Here is a 22,051-nt window from a genome sequence, read left to right as displayed (position 1 = left end):
GTTTTCGCTTCTTTATAAAATCGGTATCAAATGTGACTAAAACTATTTAGCCACTTCGCAAATCACGGCTGCAACACGTTCAGTTGCATCACTAATTGCACAATCATGGGCTTTTTCAGCCATCGACAACAATTCTGCTCTATCCCACTGCTCAAGCAAGTTTGCTACCGCTTCAGCGGTAAATTGTGGTTGCTCTAAGATCTTCGCAGCGCCCGCTTTTTCCAGTGGTAATGCATTCCAATATTGTTGGCGGTCTTTGTGCTGAAAAGGAACAAAAATAGCAGGTAAACCTGCGGCTGCAACTTCACTGACGGTCAATGCGCCAGAACGGCATACAACAATATCTGCCCAAGCATAAGCTTGCGCCATATCGTCAATAAATTCAGTAACTTTATACTCAGAATTGCCTGAAACTTGCAGCTGTTCATTATACAACGCTTCAGTGGATTCCTTACTGCCTTTTCCCGCTTGGTGCCAGATATTTAACTGTTTGCCTACTTTTGCAGCAACTTGCGGCATCACTTGGTTTAAAATCCGTGCGCCTTGGCTACCACCGACAACTAACACGCGTATCGCGCCTTCTCGGCCTGCTAAGCGAACCGCTGGCGTAGGAAGTGCCAGTACATCTTCACGAACAGGGTTACCAACTACAGGCGCATCAGGGAAAGCCCCTGGAAACGCTTGCAAAACCCGTTTTGCGATGCGTGATAACCATTTGTTCGTCAAACCCGCGATGCCATTTTGCTCATGCAGAACAACCGGAACACCACACTGCCATGCCGCAATACCACCAGGCCCTGAAACATACCCACCCATGCCTAATACCGCATCGGGCTGATAACGCTTGATGATTGTTTTCGCTTGTCGTATCGCTTTATAAATACGCCATGGCGCGCCTAACTGTGCGGCAATACCTTTGCCTCTTAAACCTGAAATCTGAATAAACTCAATATCTATGCCATGTTTTGGCACTAAGGTCGCTTCCATTCTATCGGCAGTACCTAACCAGCGAATTTCCCAGCCCTGAGTCTGCAAATAATGCGCCACAGCGAGCCCTGGAAAGACATGCCCTCCTGTTCCACCTGCCATGACGAGTAATTTTTTGGGCTGACTCATTTGGTACTCCTTACAAACGCCTGCGCTTTTTCTAGGCGTGTTTCAAAATCAATTCGCAGTAATACCGCTATCGCTGCGGCCATCACTAATAAACTGGAACCACCATAACTAATTAGGGGTAACGTTAACCCTTTCGTTGGCAGCATACCTGAGGCTGCACCAACGTTAACCAAAGCTTGGAAAGTAAACCAAATACCAATAGAGCAGGCCATATAGCCGCCAAATAATTGGTTAGACATCAACGCACGACGCCCAATCATCATCGCCCTAAATGCCAACATGAACACCATTAACAGGACTAATACAACTCCGACATACCCCAATTCTTCCGCTAACACGGAGAAAATAAAGTCAGTATGCGCTTCAGGGAGGTATTCCAGTTTTTGAACTGAATTTCCTAACCCTTGGCCTAACATTTCACCACGACCAAATGCCATTAATGACTGTGTTAACTGGTAGCCACTACCAAATGGGTCATCCCATGGGTTTAAAAACGAGGTCACACGGCGCAAACGGTAAGGCTCAAACCAGATCAGCGCTAATACCCCCACCGCACAGGTGGCAATACCGATAATAAACGGTGCCAGCCTTGCGCCCGCTAAAAACAGTAAGCCTAATGTTGTGACGACTAATACAATGACTGTACCTAAGTCAGGCTGTAAAAGCAGTAATGATGCCATCACAATCAAAATACACATCGGTTTGATAAACCCGAGAAAGCGAGTACGAACTTCTTCTGACTTGCGTACTAAGTAGCTTGAAACATAGCAAAATAGAGTGAATTTCGAAATTTCAGCTGGCTGAATTTTCACTAACCCGACGTCAATCCAACGAGATGCCCCGTTAACCGAACTCCCTGCCACTAATACCACGACTAACATGCCCAGTGAGCCCATCAAAAATAGGAAATTATACTTTTCCCAAAAAGCCATCGGTATGCGCATGACCGCTAATGATAAGGCGAAAGCAATAACGAGATAGACCATGTCGCGTTTTGCAAAGTAAAACGGGTCTTCTGTCAAACGCTGCCCTACTGGCATCGACGCCGAGGTCACCATAATGAAGCCGATAGCCGCTAAACCGAATGCCAACCAGACCAATGTACGGTCGTACAGCGTTGAGCCTGAAATTACGCCATTTTTTTCACCAATGACCCAATTTTTTAAACGCATCGCACCCGGTATGGTCATTACCCAAGCTCCTTCGCTAATTGAGCAAAAATAGCGCCACGCTGCTCAAAGTTTTTAAACTGATCTAAACTGGCGCAAGCTGGCGATAATAACACCATATCCCCTGCTTTTAATTGCGGTGCAATTTGACGTAAGCTTTGCTCCATCGTGTCAGTTAATACTGATTTTTCAGGGGCTAAAGCGGCTAATGATTTACCATCACGACCAAAGCAGTATAAATGGTAGTTATCCGCGGCAATATATTGTTTTAACGATGAAAAATCAGCCGACTTACCATCACCACCTAACAATAGATAGACTGAGCCGTCAACATGCAACCCATTCAATGCGGCTTCAGTACTGCCCACATTAGTGGCTTTGGAGTCATTAATCCAACGTACTCCATTGTTAAATAATACCAATTCAAAACGATGTGCTAACCCAGCGTAGGTTTTCAACACCTCAATACAAGCAGGGCGCGGAATATTTACCGCATCCGCAAGGGCTAACGCAGCCAGTGCGTTCAAATAGTTATGCTGGCCCGTCAAGCGCATCTCATTCACGTCTAACAATGTTTTACCGTTGACCACCAACGCACGATTTTTCGTGTCAAAGCAATACTTGCCACTGTTCACCCCAAAACCAATACATTCATCAGCGGATTGGTTTTCAGGCAGCGTTAACGCATCTTGCATATTCACGATACAGTTCTGTGCACCATGATAAATTTTTAATTTCGCACCGCGGTATTGTGATAACCCCAGCGGATATCTGTCCATATGGTCTTCGCTGATATTCAGTACCGTTGCTGCTGCCGCTTTTAGGCTTGATGTGGTTTCGAGTTGGAAACTGGATAACTCTAGAACGTACAATGCATGGCCTGAATTGAGTAAAGACAGCGCTGGCGTGCCAATATTGCCACCCACACCGACAGAAATCCCTGCCGCGCTCGCCATCTCCCCGACTAATGAGGTAACAGTGCTTTTCCCGTTTGACCCTGTAATCGCCACAATTGGCGCATCCGCTTCACGACAAAACAGCTCGATATCACCGACGATTTCAATACCGTTTTGCGCAGCTTCCTGCAATTGTGGTGTCGCTAATGCAATCCCTGGACTTGCAACAATCAAATCGGCTTCTTGAAGCCATGCGTTGTTCAAACTTCCGCTATGGCACTGCACATTTTCAGGCAGTTTATCCACACCCGGAGGTGTTGCACGGGTATCCATCACGCGTGGCACAGCACCACGCTCAATGAAAAATTGAACGCACGATAGACCTGTGACGCCCAGACCTATAATGACAACGTTCTTACCCTGATAATCAACCATATTAACGCACCTTCAACGTTGCTAGCCCAATCAGCACTAGCATCAAGGAAATAATCCAGAAGCGCACGATAACACGAGGTTCTGGCCAGCCTTTCAATTCATAATGGTGGTGAATTGGTGCCATGCGGAAGATCCGTTGACCACGTAATTTAAACGAACCGACCTGTAAAATAACGGATAAGGTTTCAACCACAAACACCCCACCCATAATCACTAATAGGAATTCTTGGCGCAGTAAAACGGCGATTGTACCTAATGCACCACCGAGCGCCAGTGAGCCTACATCCCCCATAAAAACTTGTGCTGGGTATGTGTTAAACCAAAGAAAACCTAAACCTGCCCCAACAATAGCCGTGCAAACAATCACCAACTCACCTGCGTGTGGTAAGAATGGAATATGCAAGTAGCCCGCAAAATTGACGTTACCTGTCGCCCATGCCACTAATGCAAAACCAGCTGCAACAAATACCGTTGGCATGATGGCTAAGCCATCAAGGCCATCCGTTAAATTCACCGCATTACTGGTACCGACAATCACAAAATAGGTCAGTAAAATGTATAACATGCCCAGTTGTGGCATCACATCTTTGAAGAATGGCACAACAAGTTGAGTGGCTGGCGTGTCTTTGCCTATCGTATACATAGAAAAAGCAACAACTAACGCGATAACGGACTGCCAAAAATATTTCCAACGAGCGATTAAGCCACGCGTGTCTTTTCTTACTACCTTGCGGTAATCATCCACAAAACCAACGATGCCGTAGCCGATTAACACCAGCAATACACACCAAACATAAGGGTTATCTAAGCGCGCCCACAGTAAAACTGACACTGTAATTGAAAACAGGATCAACAGACCGCCCATAGTTGGCGTGCCACGCTTACTGAAGTGTGACTCAGGGCCTTCGCTACGCACGACTTGCCCAATCTGCATTTTTTGCAGATAAGCAATCAGGTGCGGCCCCATCCATAACGCAATCGCAAGTGCAGTCAGCAAACCGACAATGGCTCTGAACGTCAGATATGAAAAGACGTTCAAGACGGAAAACTTGTGGACCAACATTTCGGCAAGCCAGACTAACATTCGAAGCACTCCTTCAATGCATTCACCACATCTTCCATCGCGGAGCTGCGTGAACCTTTAACTAAAATGGAAACAACATCATTCTGCTGTGCTAGCGGAATTAGTCGGGTTAATAAATCGCTTTTTACCGTAAAGTGCTCACCACACTCACTAAATTCGCTGATCAACTTACTGAGTTGACCAACGCTGAATACTTTATCTAAACCAGCCTGTTTAGCCGCAACGCCAACACGTTGGTGGCACTCTTCTGCGTAATCGCCAAGCTCGCCCATATCACCGACAACTAAAATGCGGTAACCTGGCATTTTTTCCAGTACGTGAATGGCGGCAATCATGGAGCCATCATTGGCATTGTAGGTGTCGTCCAACACCACTTTGTGTTCTGCTAAGCGAACAGGAAACAAACGGCCTGGCACGGCTTTGGTATTTGCTAAGCCATTCTTGATATCTTCAAGGCTTGCCCCAACCGAAATGGCTAATGCACTCGCCGCTAATACGTTGGCAATATTGTGGACGCCTGGTAGTGGTAACGTAATATCAACGCACCCAACTGGCGTATGTAACACAAAATCTGTTGTTAGCTGTTTGATTTGAATATCTGTTGGGTAAAAATCAGCTTTAGGCTGTTGTGTTAATGAGTAATACCACACCGTTTGGCGTGGTTGGAACTGCCATTTTTCACTGTAGCTATCCAAATTGACAATTGCCGTCCCTTCTTCTGGGATACCTTGGTAAATTTCACCTTTGGCTTTTGCCACGCCTTCTGGCGAACCAAACCCGGCTAAGTGCGCACCAAATAAATTGTTTACTAATGCCGTTTCTGGCTTAACAATATTAGTGGTGTAAGCAATCTCATTTGGGTGGTTAGCCCCCATTTCAATCACAGCAAAATCGTACTCTGGCGTTAAGCGAAACAGCGTTAACGGCACGCCGATATCGTTATTTAAGTTACCTGCGGTATATAAGGTTTTGCCTCGCTCAGCCAAGATAGATGCCGTCATTTCTTTCACGGACGTTTTGCCCGATGAACCTGTTAAACCAACAATGCGAGCACTCACTTGCTGGCGAACCCAGGCAGCCAGTTGCCCCATTGCAATACGGGTATCATCAACAACCACTTGTGGGCAATTTACGGCCAGTTGGCGATCGACTAATAAGGCTTTTGCACCGCCTTCCACCACTTGCTCAGCAAAATCATGAGCATCAAAACGCTCCCCTTTAAGGGCAATAAACAAACCGTTCTCACCAATTTTACGGCTGTCTGTGCTAACGCTTTCAAGCACAAATTCGCAGTTAGATGCAAACTCAATCCGCCCTGAAGTGATTTTTGCGAGTTGCGTGAGGGTTAATGGGATCATGCTATCACCCCCAATAACCGTGCCACCGTTAAGCGATCTGAATAATCTAACTTACGATTACCTATAATTTGGTAATCTTCATGCCCCTTCCCTGCAAGGACAATCACATCATCTGGTGAAGCTTGCAAAATAGCATTAGTTACTGCTTCTGGACGCCCTGGTATCGCTAGAGCACGACTTGAATCCAGTAAGCCCGCCATAATATCGTTGATAATATCCATTGGGTCTTCACTGCGAGGATTATCGTCAGTGATAATGATTTTATCTGCCCACTCTTCTGCCACAGCACCCATAAGTGGGCGCTTACCTTTATCGCGATCTCCACCGCAACCAAACACACACCAAAGCTGCCCTTTACAATGTAAACGAGCTGCTGCAAGCGCTTTTTCTAATGCGTCAGGTGTATGAGCGTAATCAACAACCACGGTCGGTTTGTTTGGTGCACTAAAAACTTCCATTCGACCACAAACAGGGGAAAGGGAAGATGTGGATGCTAATAACGAGTCAAGTGGGTAACCCATCATTAACAATGTCGCCATCGCAACTAATAAGTTACTGACGTTGAACGCCCCCATTAATGGACTTTCAAATGCGCCGTTACCCCATGTGGAATCAAAATGAATAGTCGCGCCTTTATCGTGGTATTCCACTTCAGTAGCTTTTAACCAAGGCCCTTGCCAGTTGGCTGGAATACGATTTTCCATCGTTACCGCACATGCTTGTGGTAGGCGTTGTAACCATTTCAGCCCAACGTCATCATCTGCATTAATAATTTGATTTTTAGTTTGATGCGTCGAGAAAAGTAACCATTTTGCTGCTTCATAATTTTCCATATCACCATGGTAATCAAGGTGATCACGGCTTAGGTTGGTGAACACTGCGGCAGCGAATTGCAATGCAGCGACACGCCCTTGTACTAAACCGTGGGAGGACACTTCCATCGCAGTCAATGTGGCTTTTTTATTTAATAACTGCGTGAGTTCTAACTGAATATCTACCGCAGAGCCTGTCGTATTCTCCGTTGGTGAAACCTGCCCTAATAAACCATTTCCAACAGTTCCCATCACAGCGCTTGTCTCGCCAAGACCTTGCGCCCACTGTGCAATCAGTTGGGTTGTTGTTGTTTTACCATTTGTTCCCGTCACGCCGACTAATTTCATTTTGGCAGAAGGCTGGTCATAAAACTCACCTGCCAGTGCAGATAAACGATTGTTTAAGTCATTGAGATAAATCACTGGCACACCATGAACAAAGCGAATTTCGCCTTCTTCAGCTTCACCTTGTGCCTCTGCAATCACAGCACCACCCCCTTGTGCAATCGCTTGAGGAATATAATGCCTACCATCCGACTGATGGCCTTTTATCGCAATAAACAGATCGCCCGCGGCAGCCTTTCGACTGTCTAGCGTCATCTCACGTAGTGAGATAGGAGTTGTGCTTACACCAAATGGCGCAAGAAGATCACAAAGATTACGATCTGCCACTTTTAACCTCTTTTTGACTGTTCACAATTTCATTTTTATCATCAGGTTGTAACGCATCTGGCTCAATATTCATCAGTCGTAAGACTCCGCCCATAATCGAACCAAACACAGGAGCAGAAACTGCCCCTCCGTAGTACTTACCACCGCTTGGCTCGTTGATTAATACAACAAGCGCATAACGTGGATTACTTGCAGGGGCTACACCCGCTGCATAAGCGAGATATTTTTCAACATATCGCCCTTCAGGACCGACTTTTTTCGCGGTACCTGTTTTAATTGCAATACGGTAACCTTTAATCGCGGCACGAGCACCACCACCACCAGGCAGAGCTACACTTTCCATCATATGCACCACCGTACGCATAATTGGCTCAGGGAAAACACGAGTTCCTGGTACTGGTGGGTCAACTTTTGTGATAGATAGCGGCCTATAGATACCAAAACTACCAATTGTTGCGTAGGCTCGCGCTAATTGTAACGGTGTTACCATTTGCCCATAGCCAAAAGAAAAGGTGGCCCTATCTAAATCAGACCACCGTGTTTTTTTACTTGGAAAGATGCCACTACTTTCCCCGACTAACCCCAGATTAGTCGGCTTGCCAAACCCAAAGCGGCTATACACATCCACCAGCTCTGTGGCAGGCATCGCTAACGCCAGTTTAGAAACACCCACGTTACTCGACTTCTGTAAAATTCCAGTAATCGTTAATTCCGCATAGCGCGCAACGTCTTTAATTTCATGTCCACTAATACGATATGGATAAGTATTAATGACTGAATTTTCTTTAATAATTTTGTTGTGTAATGCGCTCATTACCACCATTGGTTTTACTGTTGAACCTGGTTCAAAAATATCGGTAATTGCGCGATTACGCATAGCATCCATTGCTGTGCCAGCAAGGTTATTTGGGTTATACGATGGGCTATTGGCCATCGCCAATATTTCCCCAGTGTGTACATCCACTAAAATCGCCACACCTGATTCCGCTTTATTTTCTTGCACGCCGCGAGTCAGTTCACGGTAAACAATTGATTGAATGCGTTCATCGATACTTAATGTCAGGTTATGCGCCGCTTGGCTATCGACTGATGAAATCGTTTCGATCACGCGACCATTTCTATCTTTACGAACAGTACGCTCTCCTGGAGCGCCTTTTAACCAGCGGTCAAAACTTTTTTCAACACCTTCAATACCTTCACCATCAATGTTTGTCACACCTAACAAGTGTGCTGTCACAGGGCCTGAAGGGTAATAACGGCGAGATTCTTTGCGCAGGTAGATACCTGGGATTTTTAATTTTTTAACGTAGTCACCGATAGATGGGTTAACTTGGCGCGCTAAATACACAAAACGGCCACGTGGATTGGCCGATATTTTCTTGGTAATTTGCTCGAGTGGAATTTCGAGTGCGTCTGCAAGCGCTTTCCAGTGCTCATCATTGCTAATTCCACCTTTCTCAAACACTTCTTTTGGATCTGCCCAAATTGCATTAACTGGCACGCTGACCGCGAGCTGCCGACCTTCACGATCGCTAATCATACCCCGAGCAGTTGCCACTTCTTGAACACGCAAAGAGCGCATATCCCCTTCTTTAACCAGTTTTTCAGGGGCAATAATTTGCAGGTAAGCCACGCGCGTTAATAACCCTGCTAGCGCTAAGACAATACACCCGCACAGCAAAATAAAGCGCCAGCGGACAAAGCTGGTACTTTCTTCTTGTTTCTTATTTTTTGCTGTTTTTGGTGCTTTCATTGGGAACCTTTTTTATTGTTGAGAAACAATAATTTTTTCTTGTGATGGCTCAACTTGAACCATCTGTAATTTATCAACGGACAAACGCTCAATACGGCTATGGCTCGCTAATGCGTTTTCCTCGAGGATCAGATTGCGCCATTCAATATCCAACGAATCTTTTTCTTCGTACAATTTGTCTTTAGCTGCGGTTAATAAGCGAGTTTCATGTGCCGTTGTAACCACAAACACGGCGCTAATAATAATCGCAGCCAATAAAATCAAAGGAACGATGCCGTAGCGAAATAAATCACGTCCAATTACGCGTGCTAGGCTGTGCCTTTCAGGAACCATTATTGCGTCGCCTTTTCTGCAAAACGCAGCACAGAGCTTCGTGCGCGTGGGTTTTCGTCAATTTCATTATCTGAAGGCTTCATTTTGCCTAAGTCACGTAACTGCGCACTACCTAATGCTTTAATTTGCGTTTCTGTCAGTGGGATCCCAGCAGGCACACTTGGCCCTTTACTGTTTTTACGGATAAATTGTTTAACTAACCTGTCTTCCAAAGAGTGAAAACTGATCACTGATAAACGCCCTTCTGGTGCTAAAACCCTCATCGCACCGTTTAGTGCCTGCTCAATCTCTTCCAGTTCACTATTGATGTAGATACGAATAGCCTGAAAACTGCGAGTTGCAGGATGTTTATGTCGGTCTTTCATCGGGCTGACTTTTGAAATTAATTCAGCCAGATGGCGTGTTCGTGTTAATGGCTCTTCTTCGGGGTTATGATTGCGTTCCACAATCGCCCTAGCGATACGCTTCGAAAAACGCTCCTCGCCAAAGGTTTTCAGCACCCATGCAATGTCATCAGCCTCTGCGTTCATTAACCATTGCTGTGCCGATTGCCCTTTGGTTGGGTCCATGCGCATATCCAATGGTCCGTCTCGCATAAATGAAAACCCTCTTTCTGGGTCATCCAATTGCGGTGAAGACACGCCTAAATCCAATAAAACACCATCAATTTGCCCTGTTAACCCTTCTTCTTCCACATATTGTGCAATGTCAGAGAACGGGCCATGCTTAATCATAAAACGTGGATCATCAATGGCTTCGGCGGCTTTAATTGCCTCTGGGTCACGGTCAATGGCGATTAAACGCCCATGCTCACCCAATTGACTTAAAATTAAGCGAGAGTGCCCACCTCGACCAAAAGTGCCATCGATATAAATACCATTTGGCTTAATATTCAAGCCATTAACGGCTTCATCCAATAATACGGTTACGTGCTTAAATTGCTGTTGCGTCATTGTTATAGTGACAAATCCTGTAAGCGGGCTGAGAGTGGTTCAGTGGTGAGACGCTCCGCAGCGATATCATTTTCCACTTGTTTGTACCAAGTTTGCTCATCCCAAAGTTCAAATTTATTAATCTGGCCAACCAACATGACCTCTTTGGTTAGCCCTGCGTGTTGGCGCAATGTATTGGCTAACAAAAGACGTCCTGCATTATCCATCTGGCATTCGCTAGCATGACCCAGTAAAAGTCGTTGTACACGTCGTTCTGCTTCGTTCATGGTAGATAAACGAGACAGCTTTTCTTCAATGATTTCCCATTCAGGCAAGGTATAAAGCAGCAAGCACGGCTGGTGAAGGTCAATGGTACAGACCATTTGCCCTTTCGCTTCCTCGGTCAGCATTCCTCGATAACGAGTAGGCACGGTTAGCCGCCCTTTGCTGTCGAGATTAACCAGTGTTGCCCCACGAAACATACCCGATTAAACCCCTTTTATTTCCTAGCTACCCACTTTACCCCACAATTCTCCACATATAAAGTTTACGAATGGTATGAAAACCTTGTCAAGCCAGTCACACCTGGCTTTAGGTTTATTTACAGAACAATTCAGAAAATAGAAGGACGAGTAAAATCTTACTTGGAAAGAAAATAAGAAATAACAAATTGATATAATTAGCTTATTTTATAAATTTCGCACAAAATAGCAAAGTGGCTGTTTATTGTTGAAAAATTACACAAACGACGCTAAATCCAATCTCTATCTCATTTTTAATCAGTGTATTTCGTACCAATTCTTTACTTTTAATCTGTTCGTAAAACAGTGTTGATGCACTGTAAAGATAAAAACGCCTCTCCAGTAAAATAAAACCGTTATATTTCATTGAACTAAACAACTGTTTTAATAAACAGTATTAAAATTACAAAAGAAGTAACCAACCCAATGCAAACCTATGCAAAAACCTTTTTTATTTTTGTTTTTATCGCATTTAGCTTTTGTTACAAAATAAATAAATAATCGACTAGGATAATTCCTAAAGTTAAATATTTACTTATTTTTAGCCTATAAAAAAAGGGCGCCTACATTGTAGGGGCCCTTATATTACTCATAATCGTGATCAACATCACTCATTATTGAATGGCATTACACTGATCGCCTAAAGTTGCGGCTATTTTTTATTGCTTACGACCTAAACTTCCACGACGACATAAGTCACGACGAATTCGAGTGATACCTGCCTCGGGTTTTTGCTTTTCATCGAGGCTAGCTAATACTAGTTCTAAGATACGCTCTGCAATATCACGGTGGCGCTGAGCAAGTGATAGCACAGGGCAACCGAGGAAATCCAATAATTCGTTATCCCCAAAAGTCGCAATAACCATATGCTCAGGCAAACGGCCACTACGTTTAAGAGCCACATCCAGTACGCCTTGGAGTAAGGAAAAGGATGTTGTAAATAACGCATCTGGCATCTCATTACCGCTGTCGAGCCAATTCGCAAATACTTCTGCGGCAGCATCTCGCTCGTAGCTATTTGCATACAAATAGTCAACTTCACGTTCACGCGTATCGCCATTCCATGCTTTACGGAAACCTTGTTCACGTAAATAGCTGACAGACAGTTCAGGTAATGCCCCTAAGTACAATACCGATTCAGCTTTGAATTTACGCAATTCAGCTGAAATCATAAAAGCATCTTCTTGGTCATCCCCTACAACACTAATAAAGTGCTCTTTTTCAAGCGCCCTATCCAGTGCAATGATAGGAAGTGAACGGTTCGCCCAGCGCTGATAAAAAGGGTGCTCTGGCGGAAGTGCAGTCGACACAATAATAGCATCAACTTGGCGCTGCAAAAGGTGCTCAACACAACGGATTTCGTTGTCAGGTTGATCTTCAGAACACGCGATTAGCAGTTGGTAGCCACGTTGACGTGCCTGTCTTTCTAGATAATTTGCTATACGTGTATAGCTGGTATTTTCCAGATCAGGGATCACTAACCCAATGGAACGGGTGCGCCCTGCACGTAACCCCGCAGCAACTGCATTTGGATGGTAATTGTGCTCTCTGACGACTGCCATCACTTTTTCAACAGTTTTATCGCTGACTCGATACTGCTTGGCCTTGCCGTTGATCACATAACTAGCCGTTGTGCGGGAAACACCCGCTAGACGGGCTATCTCATCCAGTTTCACGTTAACCTCTTTTTAATTTCGGGAGCAGCCTCGAGTCATTCGAGGCCTTATATCCGAGTATTCTACCTTTGGAAGATAAATTTTTCACCGCATAATTTTGTCACCACGCGAAACACCGACAATACCCGAGCGTACAACTTCAACAATTTCAGCAACACCACGTACTGATTCGATGAAAGCATCCAGTTTATCGCTTGTTCCTGCGAGCTGAACGGTATAAAGCGTTGGTGTAACATCAACGATTTGCCCACGGAAAATATCTGCACAGCGTTTCACTTCATCACGCCCATAACCAGACGCTTGAAGCTTCACTAACATGATCTCACGTTCGATATGTGCTGAAGCCGTCAGCTCACTCACACGCAGAACATCCACCAGCTTGTGCAATTGTTTCTCAATTTGCTCAAGAACTTTCGCATCGCCTTTGGTTTGGATAGTCATTCGTGACAATGTTGGGTCATCAGTGGGTGCAACCGTCAAACTTTCAATATTATAACCACGTTGAGAAAACAGACCTATGACACGGGACAAAGCACCTGATTCATTTTCTAATAAAACGGATAAAATACGACGCATAATCAGGTCCTCTCTGTTTTACTCAACCACATTTCGTCCATTGCTCCACCACGGATCTGCATTGGATAAACGTGTTCGGTTTCATCAATATTGATATCAACAAATACTAAGCGTTGGTTTTCATTCACTTCCACAAGCGCTTGCTTGAGTTTTTCTTCCAGTTCATCAGGAGAAGCAATTGAAATTCCAACATGGCCATATGCCTGCGCTAATTTAATAAAATCAGGGAGCGATTGCATATAAGATTGTGAATGGCGGCCTTGATAAATCATATCCTGCCACTGTTTCACCATCCCTAAAAAGCCATTATTGAGGTTCAGAACTAACACAGGCAAGCCATATTGCAATGCCGTTGATAACTCTTGGATATTCATCTGGATGCTGCCATCACCCGTCACACAAACCACTGTTGAGTTTGGATGGGCTAACTTCACCCCTAATGCAGCAGGTAAGCCAAAGCCCATCGTGCCGAGACCACCTGAATTTATCCAATGTCTTGGTTTATCAAAAGGATAATACAATGCGGCAAACATTTGATGCTGACCAACATCAGATGTCACATATGCCTCACCATTTGTTAAACGGTAAATCATTTCAATGGCTTGCTGTGGTTTGACTTTTGTTTGATTGGTTTCATAACGTAGACACTGTTTTTTGCGCCACTCTTCAATGTCTTTCCACCAATCTTTTAATGCATTTTCATCTTGTTTTGCAACAGCTTGATCTAATTGCCCTAACATTTGTTTTAAGGTTGATTTCGCATCACCAACAATCGGAATATCTGCATTTACCGTTTTTGAAATTGAAGTTGGGTCAACGTCAATTTGGATCACAGTCGCATTCGGACAATATTTTTCTAAATTGTTCGTAGTGCGGTCATCAAACCGCACGCCAACAGCAAAAATGACATCTGAATTATGCATGACTTTATTTGCTTCATAAGTCCCATGCATACCTAACATCCCTACGGATTGCTTATGAGTTTCAGGAAATGCCCCTAAGCCCATCAACGTGGATACAACAGGCAATTTTAATGACTCTGCTAATTCAATGATTTCCGCTGAGCAATTGGCGTTAATCGCACCGCCACCAATATAGAAGACGGGTTTTTTCGCAGCGACTAATTTAGAAAGTGCTTTTTTGATCTGCCCTTTGTGCCCTTGCAGTGTAGGGTTATACGAGCGTAAAGAAACAGATTCAGGATAATGATAAGGAAACTTAAGTGCAGGGTTTACCGTATCTTTCGGGAAATCGATAACGACAGGTCCAGGGCGACCACTCGCCGCAATGTAGAAGGCTTTTTTAATCGTCTCAGGAATTTCTTCAGCACTTTTAATTAAGAAACTGTGTTTCACTATCGGGCGAGATATTCCTACCATGTCACATTCTTGGAATGCATCATTACCGATTAAAGAGCTAGCAACCTGCCCTGATAGCACCACCATCGGCACAGAGTCCATATAAGCAGTTGCTATGCCAGTAATCGCATTAGTTGCCCCGGGGCCTGAAGTGACGAGAACTACACCAACATCCCCTGTTGAGCGAGCATAGCCATCGGCCATATGCACTGCGGCTTGTTCATGACGCACCAGAATATGTTCCACACCACCAACGGTATGAAGCGCATCATAAATATCTAATACTGCACCGCCTGGATATCCAAACACGTGCTTTACTCCTTGGTCAATCAATGATTTGACGACCATTTCAGCTCCCGACAACTTCTCCATGAGTTTGCCCCCAGACATTATTTGCAAGTTAAGAGGTATTAATTACCCCTTTATTTTTATCGTTTAAACAGGTTAATGCGTGCTATTAACATATCTCTCTGGCTGAAACGAAGCAAACATCATTTCAGCACAAAAATAGCAAGTATTTCACATCATCTTAAACATTTATCGTTCACAGAGGGAATAACTGCATATGGAAAAAATGGAAGAAATATTGACTATTTTCCAACCAACTAACGACGTGAAATATTTTGTACTGCAGGCAGTAATGAATAAGAAAAAAGAACATGGATGAAATGAATATATAGAAATCAGGCTCACCTACCGACATAGATAAGCCTGATAATAAAACGCTTAATTACTCTTGATACATAGACTCAATTTCTAATTGATAGCGTTCAGAAATAATCTTACGGCGCAATTTCAACGTTGGCGTTAATTCCCCTTTTTCCATTGAAAACGTAGTGGGCAACAAGGTAAAACGCTTAACCTGATGAAAATTCTCTATATTTTTTTGCAGATCTTTTAAGCGAGCTTCAAAAAGTGCCACAATATTAGAATCTTTCAGCAACTCAAGGCGATCACGATATTTTAAGTTAATCGAATGCGCGTACTCTTCTAGGCTGTCATAACAAGGAACTATCAATGCAGAAACAAACTTACGTGCATCGGCAATGACGGCAATATGCTCAATAAATTTGTCTTGGCCTAATACCCCTTCAATCATTTGAGGTGCAATATACTTGCCGTTAGACGTTTTCATTAAGTCTTTGAGCCTATCCGTAATATATAAATTACCTTGCTCGTCAATTTTCCCTGCATCACCTGTTTTTAACCAACCGTCGGAGGTAAACGTGTCTAAGGTTTCATTCGGGCGATTGTAGTAACCTTTCATCACGACAGGGCCCTTGACTTGGATCTCATCATCTTTACCGATACGCACTTCAACCGAAGATAATGGTGTACCAATCGAACCTAGTGGATATTTACCTTCTTCCCAACATGAAACCGTCGCGCATGTTTCTGACATACCATAGCCGTATTTAATATCCACGCCTGCGGATAAGAAAAAGGCAATAACATCGTCATCTAAACGCGCTCCTGCGGCGGGCATAAAACGAATGCGCCCCCCTAACCCCTCGCGTATTTTACTTAAAACCAATTTATCCGCTAATGGGAAGATAGCCTGATTGATTAATGATGGTGTGCCGCCTTTTGACAACGCTTTAATGCGACGTTTACCAAGGGAAATTGCCATCTTAAATAGCATTCTACGTGCCCACGACGCTTTCGATACCTTACTTTGCACCGCACTGTAAACTTTTTCATAGAAACGCGGCACTGCACACATCACCGTTGGTTTGACATCAGCTAGCGCTTCTCGCACTAAATTGGTGTCCGTTAAATAGACGTTAAGTGCCCCCACGTGTATGACATAGAAACTCCAAGCGCGCTCAAACACATGAGATAACGGTAAAAAGCTTAACGAAATATCATCGGCGGTGAGTTGTAATCGTTCATCGTGCAGATACAGTTGGGCAGCCATATTGTAATAATCCAACATAACGCCTTTTGGCTCGCCTGTAGTGCCTGATGTATAGATAATCGTAAATAAATCACTGAGGTTATGGGCTGAAATTCGGGCATCCAGCTCCATTTGGTATTCAGGTTGTGCTTGTGCCATAAAAGTCGACAAGTGTAAGGTTGCCACTGAGTTATCAATCAACTCAACACTCTCGTCCATGACGACAATCATTTTTAATTGCGGGCAAAGCGCAGGCAATTGGCACGCAATGTCATATTGCGTTTGTTCACCGACAAACAACACTTTAATGTTGGCATCGTTGATAATATAAGCGGCTTGTTCAACACTGCTGGTCGCATAAAGCGGAACCGTCACTGCTCTAATCTGAAGTGACGCTAAGTCAATCAGTGACCAATTCATGCTGTTATGGGCAAATAACCCAATATTTTCCTGTGTTGAAACATCTAAGGCCAAGAGGTGGCGAGAAATCGCAGAGATGCGCTCCCCCACTTCATTCCATGTTAATGAGCTTTGTTGCCCATTATTCCATTGACTGAAAGCTATCCGGCTCGCTGATTCGTGTGCGTTAATTCTGCTACGTAAGCGATTGACTAAATGGTATGGATATAGATTTTCAGTAATCAAAGTTAATTCCCTATCGGTCATTATTGATATAAGTCACTCGGTATCTTCACAAGAACTTAACCGTTTCATTATTTCAGCTTACAAGTGTTAGCTGAATATCGGCAGTGTATCGACTAATAACGTAGGAGGAAAGTTTTTGTATGTAAATTTTCTGCAAATGTTATGTTTGCCGCAAAACTCATCATAGTATTCTCTAGAATGAGTGAATTAACTTGTCTTGGAGCCAAGAATCCTATAGTTCAAGGCTCCATTCAGAGTATTTACCTTAAGCCGCGACAGCTTGGTCCAAGAGTTCCGCAATCATTTGGCTGAATTGCGATTTCATCCATTGGTGGCCTTTATCCCTTGCAGTTGATTCATGCCATGTCAGATAACAAGGACGAGACTGACTTTCTAAAAGCAACGGTAAAGTACGTAATTTCAGTTGCCCTGTATAATGTTCAACTAACCATTTAGGCGCAATTGCAACTAAATCGGTTTGTGCAACGATATTTAATACACTACTGAGGTCAGTGCCTTGATAACTAATAGTATGGGACAATTCAGTATTGTAATAATAAGGTTTGCTGAATGAACCAATATTGTCCATTGACATGATTGCGTGTCGTTCATTCATTAAATCATACTCTTTAATAGAATTAACAATTCGTGGATGGTTATTCGCTGTAACTAATACCAGTTCATCATTAAATAAAACCTGATGTTGATATTCGGGTTTTTCGAATTGGTTATATCCAATAAAGAAATCTATTTCTTGATATTTTAACTGATGTGCAATGTTATTATCCAAAAATGAATGAATAAACACATTAATATTAGGTGAGGCCATTTTAAATTTTGCAACAATCATAGCAGCCAAGCGAATATCTAAAGGTGAACAAATCGATAAATTAAATATACGGTCGCTATCTTGTGGATCAAAACCTGCGCCAGGTAATTCATTATGCACTAATTGCAACGCTTGTCTTACAGGCCCAAAAAGCTGTTTTGCCCGCGATGTAGGCTGGATACCACGGCCATAACGAACAAATAGTTCATCGTTAAACATTGACTTTAAACGTGAAACCGCATTACTCACCGCGGGTTGAGACATCCCCAAAACTTGTGCTGCTTTCGTGACATTTTGCATCTGCATAACGACATCAAAAACGGTTAATAAATTTAAATCAACATTACGTAGGTGAATATCGCTGCTTTCTTTTTTACCTGTTGAAATCGTATCAAAATCAGTCATTTTTTACTCCACTAAATATATTTATCATTTTTCATTAACGAAAAGACAAATTCACCTTAAAAATACCGACGAATATATAAACTCGTTAAATATTATTTCTGAAACAACTTATAGATAGTAAGCTATTTCGCTTTCCCTGCATTTATTAAAACGACGTTTCTATTACTTTACTCATTAATTATAATTCACAGAATAGATATCATTATAAAACGCAAACATTCACCAAGGTAATGAGTGATATTTTTGTATTAGAATCACGATTACTCTCAGTAAAAATAATAAAACAATTTCCCGAAGAAATCATAATAAATCGCATTTGGATTCTGTAATTATTCTTATTATCAGATTAATTTTTACTTATTCATTTATTAGACAACTAAGTTAATCAATAGCTATTGATTTTAGTAATTAATTTTATGTGTTTTATCTTTTTTACAAATCATTAAACCCCAAAAAAGGCAACAATAATTTAAAAAACAATAAGTTATATGAATCAAAGACACCAATAAAATTCATTGAAAGAATTTTACCCTAAGTTTAGACTCAAAAAATAGGCAAAAACATCATAGAAATTAGTGAAAATAGTCACATACCCTAACTCAAGGGCTTAATTCACAATTGGTAAAAAACAGTCAGAAATCCATGATTGACATTAACTTTAAGATCACGTATCAATAAATACAGTTTAATTTAGATATTGATGAGAGACAGTTTAAAATGACATTTTCTATTCGCCTACTAAGCCTACTACTACTCGCATTAAATTTGCGCGGTATGCTTATGGACGGAAAATAGAAAGGCACTGTCCACAAACATTAAGAACCCGCGCAACCCGCGGGTTTTTTTATGCCTGCGGCTTTGGAAGAACATAAAACTCAATTTATTAAAACAAAATTCGATATGAGGAACACAATATGAGCAACCAAGTCATTATTTTCGATACCACATTACGTGATGGTGAGCAGGCGTTACAAGCAAGTTTGTCCGTAAAAGAGAAATTACAAATCGCATTCGCATTAGAACGCTTAGGCGTTGATATTATTGAAGCTGGTTTCCCTGTGTCATCACCAGGCGATTTCGAATCAGTTCAAACTATTGCTCGTGAAATTAAAAATAGCCGTATCTGCGCATTGGCTCGTTGTGTTGAAAATGATATCGATGTTGCGGCAGAATCCTTAAAAGTGGCTGAAGCCTTCCGTATCCATATCTTCTTAGCCACCTCCAATTTACATATGGAGAAAAAATTAAATAAGTCGTTTGATGGTGTGATGGATATGGCAATCAACTCTATCAAACGTGCAAGACGCTACACGGATGATGTTGAATTTTCTTGTGAAGATGCAGGACGTACAGACCCTGACAATTTGTGCCGTATTGTTGAAACGGCTATTAATGCAGGTGCAACCACCATTAACATTCCTGATACCGTAGGCTATACAACACCTTATCAATTTGGCGGTATCATTACCGATTTGTATAACCGTGTTCCAAATATTGATAAAGCCATTATTTCAGTTCACTGCCACGATGACTTAGGCATGTCCGTCGCAAACTCTATTAGCGCCGTTCAAGCGGGAGCTCGTCAAGTAGAAGGGACTATTAATGGATTAGGCGAACGCGCTGGAAATACAGCATTAGAAGAAGTCATTATGGCCATTAAATTGCGCGAGCAAATGTTAAATGTCCACACCAATATTAATCACAAAGAAATTTATCGCACTAGCCAATTAGTTAGCCAATTATGCAACACCCCAATCCCAGCCAATAAAGCAGTAGTTGGTAGCAATGCGTTTTCCCACTCCTCAGGTATTCACCAAGATGGCGTATTAAAAAACCGCGAAACTTACGAAATCATGACGCCTGAGTCAATTGGTTTAAAAGCAGAGAAATTAAATTTAACCTCTCGTTCTGGCCGCGCTGCCGTGAAACACCGTATGGAAGAAATGGGCTATCACGAAGGCAAAGACTTCAAATTGGATGAGTTGTACACCGCGTTTTTGAACTTAGCCGATAAAAAAGGTCAAGTGTTTGATTATGACTTAGAAGCCTTGGCATTCTTTACTAAGCAACAAGATGAAACCGACCACTTTGTGATGGATTATTTCAGTACACAGTCTGGTTCAAGCATTGTGGCAACCGCAACTGTCAAAATGCAGTGTGGCGATGAAGTGAAATCTGAAGCTGCAACAGGCAATGGTCCTGTAGATGCTATCTACCAAGCCTTTAGCAACATCACCAATTACCCAATGAAATTAGTTTCTTATCAGTTATCTGCAAAAGGTCATGGTGAAAACGCATTAGGCCAAGTGGATATCGTGGTGGAATGCCATAACCGTAAGTTCCACGGCATGGGATTAGCGACAGATATCGTTGAATCCTCAGCAAAAGCGATGGTTCACGTCTTAAACAGCATTTGGCGTTCTGAACAAGTCGAAATCGAAAAACAAAAAATAAACCAAGAATTACAATCAAACACAAAGGAAGCAGTGTAACCATGTCTAGTTATCAAATTGCCGTATTACCGGGAGATGGTATCGGTCCAGAAGTAATGGCACAAGCGCATAAAGTCTTGGATGCAGTGAGCAAACGCTTTGCTATTACGATTAACACTAAAGAATATGATGTCGGTGGTGCGGCCATCGATAATCATGGCGAGCCACTGCCACAAGCGACGGTAAAAGGTTGTGAAGAAGCTGATGCGGTGTTGTTTGGCTCAGTTGGCGGCCCAAAATGGGAACATTTGCCACCCGATAGCCAACCAGAACGAGGGGCATTATTACCATTACGTAAGCATTTCAAATTATTCAGCAACCTGCGTCCAGCGCGCTTATACCAGGCCTTAGAGGCATTTTGCCCGTTACGTGCAGATATCGCTGCACAAGGCTTTGATATTCTGTGCGTTCGTGAATTAACAGGCGGTATTTACTTTGGCCAGCCGAAAGGCCGCAAAGGCGAAGGTAGTGAAGAATATGCGTTTGATACCGAAGTGTATCATCGTTACGAAATCGAGCGTATTGCACGTATCGCGTTTGAATCTGCGCGTAAACGTACACATAAAGTGACGTCAATCGATAAAGCAAACGTCTTGCAAAGCTCTGTATTATGGCGTGAGGTTGTCAACCAAATCGCCAAAGAATACCCAGATGTAGAAGTTAATCATATGTATATCGATAACGCCGCGATGCAAATGATTAAAGCACCATCGCAGTTTGATGTAGTTTTATGTTCTAACTTATTTGGCGATATTATCTCTGATGAGTGTGCAATGATCACAGGCTCAATGGGCATGTTGCCATCGGCGAGCTTAAATGCAGACGGTTTTGGTTTATATGAACCTGCAGGCGGCTCAGCACCTGATATCGCGGGTAAAAACATTGCAAACCCAATTGCCCAAATTTTATCTGCCTCAATGTTATTACGCTTTAGCTTAAACCAAGCCGATGCTGCTGATGCAATAGAGCGCGCAGTTAACAAAGCATTAGAAGATGGCCACAGAACATCCGATTTAGCGGGTGCGGGCAAATCAATCAGTACCAGTGAAATGGGCGATGTTATTGCTCGTTATATTGCACAAGGGGTTTAAT

Annotated in this window: 17 protein-coding genes; 2 read left to right on the top strand and 15 right to left on the bottom strand. The window is 42.9% G+C overall.

The window, feature by feature from the left end:
• Nucleotides 1–42: 42 nt before the first annotated feature.
• The 15 genes from murG to leuO all read right to left on the bottom strand — a co-directional run bounded on the left by murG (nucleotide 43) and on the right by leuO (nucleotide 18,467).
• On the bottom strand, nucleotides 43–1,116 hold the full coding sequence (gene murG / locus ACE2AL_RS06505) for an undecaprenyldiphospho-muramoylpentapeptide beta-N-acetylglucosaminyltransferase (protein WP_375084160.1): 1,074 nt from the start codon (nucleotides 1,114–1,116) through the stop codon (nucleotides 43–45).
• Nucleotides 1,113–2,306 carry a cell division protein FtsW gene (ftsW, locus tag ACE2AL_RS06500; protein ID WP_206082700.1) on the bottom strand — a complete coding sequence of 398 codons (1,194 nt, stop codon included), beginning with the start codon at nucleotides 2,304–2,306 and terminating at the stop codon, nucleotides 1,113–1,115. The genes murG and ftsW overlap by 4 nt, the downstream gene beginning before the upstream one ends.
• Entirely contained in the window at nucleotides 2,306–3,616 is a 1,311-nt protein-coding gene (murD, locus tag ACE2AL_RS06495; RefSeq protein WP_206082701.1) for a UDP-N-acetylmuramoyl-L-alanine--D-glutamate ligase, read from the bottom strand. The genes ftsW and murD overlap by 1 nt, the downstream gene beginning before the upstream one ends.
• A gap of 1 nt (nucleotide 3,617) precedes the next feature.
• On the bottom strand, nucleotides 3,618–4,700 hold the full coding sequence (gene mraY, locus ACE2AL_RS06490) for a phospho-N-acetylmuramoyl-pentapeptide-transferase (RefSeq protein WP_206082702.1): 1,083 nt from the start codon (nucleotides 4,698–4,700) through the stop codon (nucleotides 3,618–3,620).
• Nucleotides 4,694–6,058: a UDP-N-acetylmuramoyl-tripeptide--D-alanyl-D-alanine ligase gene (gene murF / locus ACE2AL_RS06485; protein WP_206082703.1), complete on the bottom strand. Its 1,365-nt coding sequence runs from the start codon at nucleotides 6,056–6,058 to the stop codon at nucleotides 4,694–4,696. Before murF ends, mraY begins: the two co-directional genes overlap by 7 nt.
• Nucleotides 6,055–7,542, bottom strand: a complete 1,488-nt coding sequence (murE, locus tag ACE2AL_RS06480) for a UDP-N-acetylmuramoyl-L-alanyl-D-glutamate--2,6-diaminopimelate ligase (RefSeq protein ID WP_375084159.1) — start codon at nucleotides 7,540–7,542, stop codon at nucleotides 6,055–6,057. Before murE ends, murF begins: the two co-directional genes overlap by 4 nt.
• Nucleotides 7,529–9,295, bottom strand: coding sequence for a peptidoglycan glycosyltransferase FtsI (gene ftsI / locus ACE2AL_RS06475; RefSeq protein ID WP_206082705.1), 1,767 nt, complete (start codon nucleotides 9,293–9,295; stop codon nucleotides 7,529–7,531). Before ftsI ends, murE begins: the two co-directional genes overlap by 14 nt.
• 12 nt (nucleotides 9,296–9,307) lie before the next feature.
• The gene (gene ftsL, locus ACE2AL_RS06470; RefSeq protein ID WP_206082706.1) at nucleotides 9,308–9,628 is read right to left on the bottom strand and encodes a cell division protein FtsL; all 321 of its coding nucleotides are present in this window, start codon (nucleotides 9,626–9,628) and stop codon (nucleotides 9,308–9,310) included.
• On the bottom strand, nucleotides 9,628–10,581 hold the full coding sequence (rsmH, locus tag ACE2AL_RS06465; protein WP_206082707.1) for a 16S rRNA (cytosine(1402)-N(4))-methyltransferase RsmH: 954 nt from the start codon (nucleotides 10,579–10,581) through the stop codon (nucleotides 9,628–9,630). Before rsmH ends, ftsL begins: the two co-directional genes overlap by 1 nt.
• Before the next feature lie 2 nt (nucleotides 10,582–10,583).
• Complete coding sequence (mraZ, locus tag ACE2AL_RS06460; protein ID WP_206082708.1) at nucleotides 10,584–11,042, bottom strand: division/cell wall cluster transcriptional repressor MraZ; 459 nt, start codon at nucleotides 11,040–11,042, stop codon at nucleotides 10,584–10,586.
• 698 nt (nucleotides 11,043–11,740) lie between these two features.
• Entirely contained in the window at nucleotides 11,741–12,757 is a 1,017-nt protein-coding gene (gene cra / locus ACE2AL_RS06455; RefSeq protein ID WP_206082709.1) for a catabolite repressor/activator, read from the bottom strand.
• Between the two features lie 84 nt (nucleotides 12,758–12,841).
• Nucleotides 12,842–13,333, bottom strand: a complete 492-nt coding sequence (gene ilvN, locus ACE2AL_RS06450) for an acetolactate synthase small subunit (protein WP_206082710.1) — start codon at nucleotides 13,331–13,333, stop codon at nucleotides 12,842–12,844.
• 2 nt (nucleotides 13,334–13,335) lie between these two features.
• Complete coding sequence (gene ilvI, locus ACE2AL_RS06445) at nucleotides 13,336–15,063, bottom strand: acetolactate synthase 3 large subunit (RefSeq protein WP_206082711.1); 1,728 nt, start codon at nucleotides 15,061–15,063, stop codon at nucleotides 13,336–13,338.
• A gap of 358 nt (nucleotides 15,064–15,421) precedes the next feature.
• Nucleotides 15,422–17,254, bottom strand: a complete 1,833-nt coding sequence (locus ACE2AL_RS06440) for a long-chain fatty acid--CoA ligase (RefSeq protein ID WP_349415705.1) — start codon at nucleotides 17,252–17,254, stop codon at nucleotides 15,422–15,424.
• A gap of 244 nt (nucleotides 17,255–17,498) precedes the next feature.
• Nucleotides 17,499–18,467 (bottom strand): transcriptional regulator LeuO, encoded by a 969-nt coding sequence (gene leuO, locus ACE2AL_RS06435; RefSeq protein WP_206082713.1) that lies wholly within the window; start codon nucleotides 18,465–18,467, stop codon nucleotides 17,499–17,501.
• A 914-nt stretch (nucleotides 18,468–19,381) separates the two neighbouring features.
• Here leuO and leuA point away from each other — a divergent pair.
• Together leuA and leuB are read left to right on the top strand one after the other, a co-directional pair.
• Complete coding sequence (leuA, locus tag ACE2AL_RS06430) at nucleotides 19,382–20,959, top strand: 2-isopropylmalate synthase (protein ID WP_206082714.1); 1,578 nt, start codon at nucleotides 19,382–19,384, stop codon at nucleotides 20,957–20,959.
• 2 nt (nucleotides 20,960–20,961) lie between these two features.
• Nucleotides 20,962–22,050: a 3-isopropylmalate dehydrogenase gene (gene leuB / locus ACE2AL_RS06425; RefSeq protein ID WP_206082715.1), complete on the top strand. Its 1,089-nt coding sequence runs from the start codon at nucleotides 20,962–20,964 to the stop codon at nucleotides 22,048–22,050.
• Nucleotide 22,051: the final 1 nt, after the last annotated feature.

This window comes from Providencia xihuensis, from assembly GCF_041953405.1.
In the GTDB taxonomy this organism is placed as follows: Bacteria; Pseudomonadota; Gammaproteobacteria; order Enterobacterales; family Enterobacteriaceae; genus Providencia; species Providencia vermicola.
This window is presented reverse-complemented; position numbering and strand designations above follow the sequence as displayed.

Coding starts and splice junctions, on each gene's coding strand:
- murF (WP_206082703.1), bottom strand. CDS start 6,058: ATGATCCCATTAACCCTCACGCAACTCGCAAAAATCACTTCAGGGCGG.
- ACE2AL_RS06440 (WP_349415705.1), bottom strand. CDS start 17,254: ATGACCGATAGGGAATTAACTTTGATTACTGAAAATCTATATCCATAC.
- mraY (WP_206082702.1), bottom strand. CDS start 4,700: ATGTTAGTCTGGCTTGCCGAAATGTTGGTCCACAAGTTTTCCGTCTTG.
- ilvI (WP_206082711.1), bottom strand. CDS start 15,063: ATGGAGAAGTTGTCGGGAGCTGAAATGGTCGTCAAATCATTGATTGAC.
- rsmH (WP_206082707.1), bottom strand. CDS start 10,581: ATGACGCAACAGCAATTTAAGCACGTAACCGTATTATTGGATGAAGCC.
- leuB (WP_206082715.1), top strand. CDS start 20,962: ATGTCTAGTTATCAAATTGCCGTATTACCGGGAGATGGTATCGGTCCA.
- leuA (WP_206082714.1), top strand. CDS start 19,382: ATGAGCAACCAAGTCATTATTTTCGATACCACATTACGTGATGGTGAG.
- ftsL (WP_206082706.1), bottom strand. CDS start 9,628: ATGGTTCCTGAAAGGCACAGCCTAGCACGCGTAATTGGACGTGATTTA.
- ftsW (WP_206082700.1), bottom strand. CDS start 2,306: ATGACCATACCGGGTGCGATGCGTTTAAAAAATTGGGTCATTGGTGAA.
- murG (WP_375084160.1), bottom strand. CDS start 1,116: ATGAGTCAGCCCAAAAAATTACTCGTCATGGCAGGTGGAACAGGAGGG.
- ftsI (WP_206082705.1), bottom strand. CDS start 9,295: ATGAAAGCACCAAAAACAGCAAAAAATAAGAAACAAGAAGAAAGTACC.
- ilvN (WP_206082710.1), bottom strand. CDS start 13,333: ATGCGTCGTATTTTATCCGTTTTATTAGAAAATGAATCAGGTGCTTTG.
- mraZ (WP_206082708.1), bottom strand. CDS start 11,042: ATGTTTCGTGGGGCAACACTGGTTAATCTCGACAGCAAAGGGCGGCTA.
- leuO (WP_206082713.1), bottom strand. CDS start 18,467: ATGACTGATTTTGATACGATTTCAACAGGTAAAAAAGAAAGCAGCGAT.
- murD (WP_206082701.1), bottom strand. CDS start 3,616: ATGGTTGATTATCAGGGTAAGAACGTTGTCATTATAGGTCTGGGCGTC.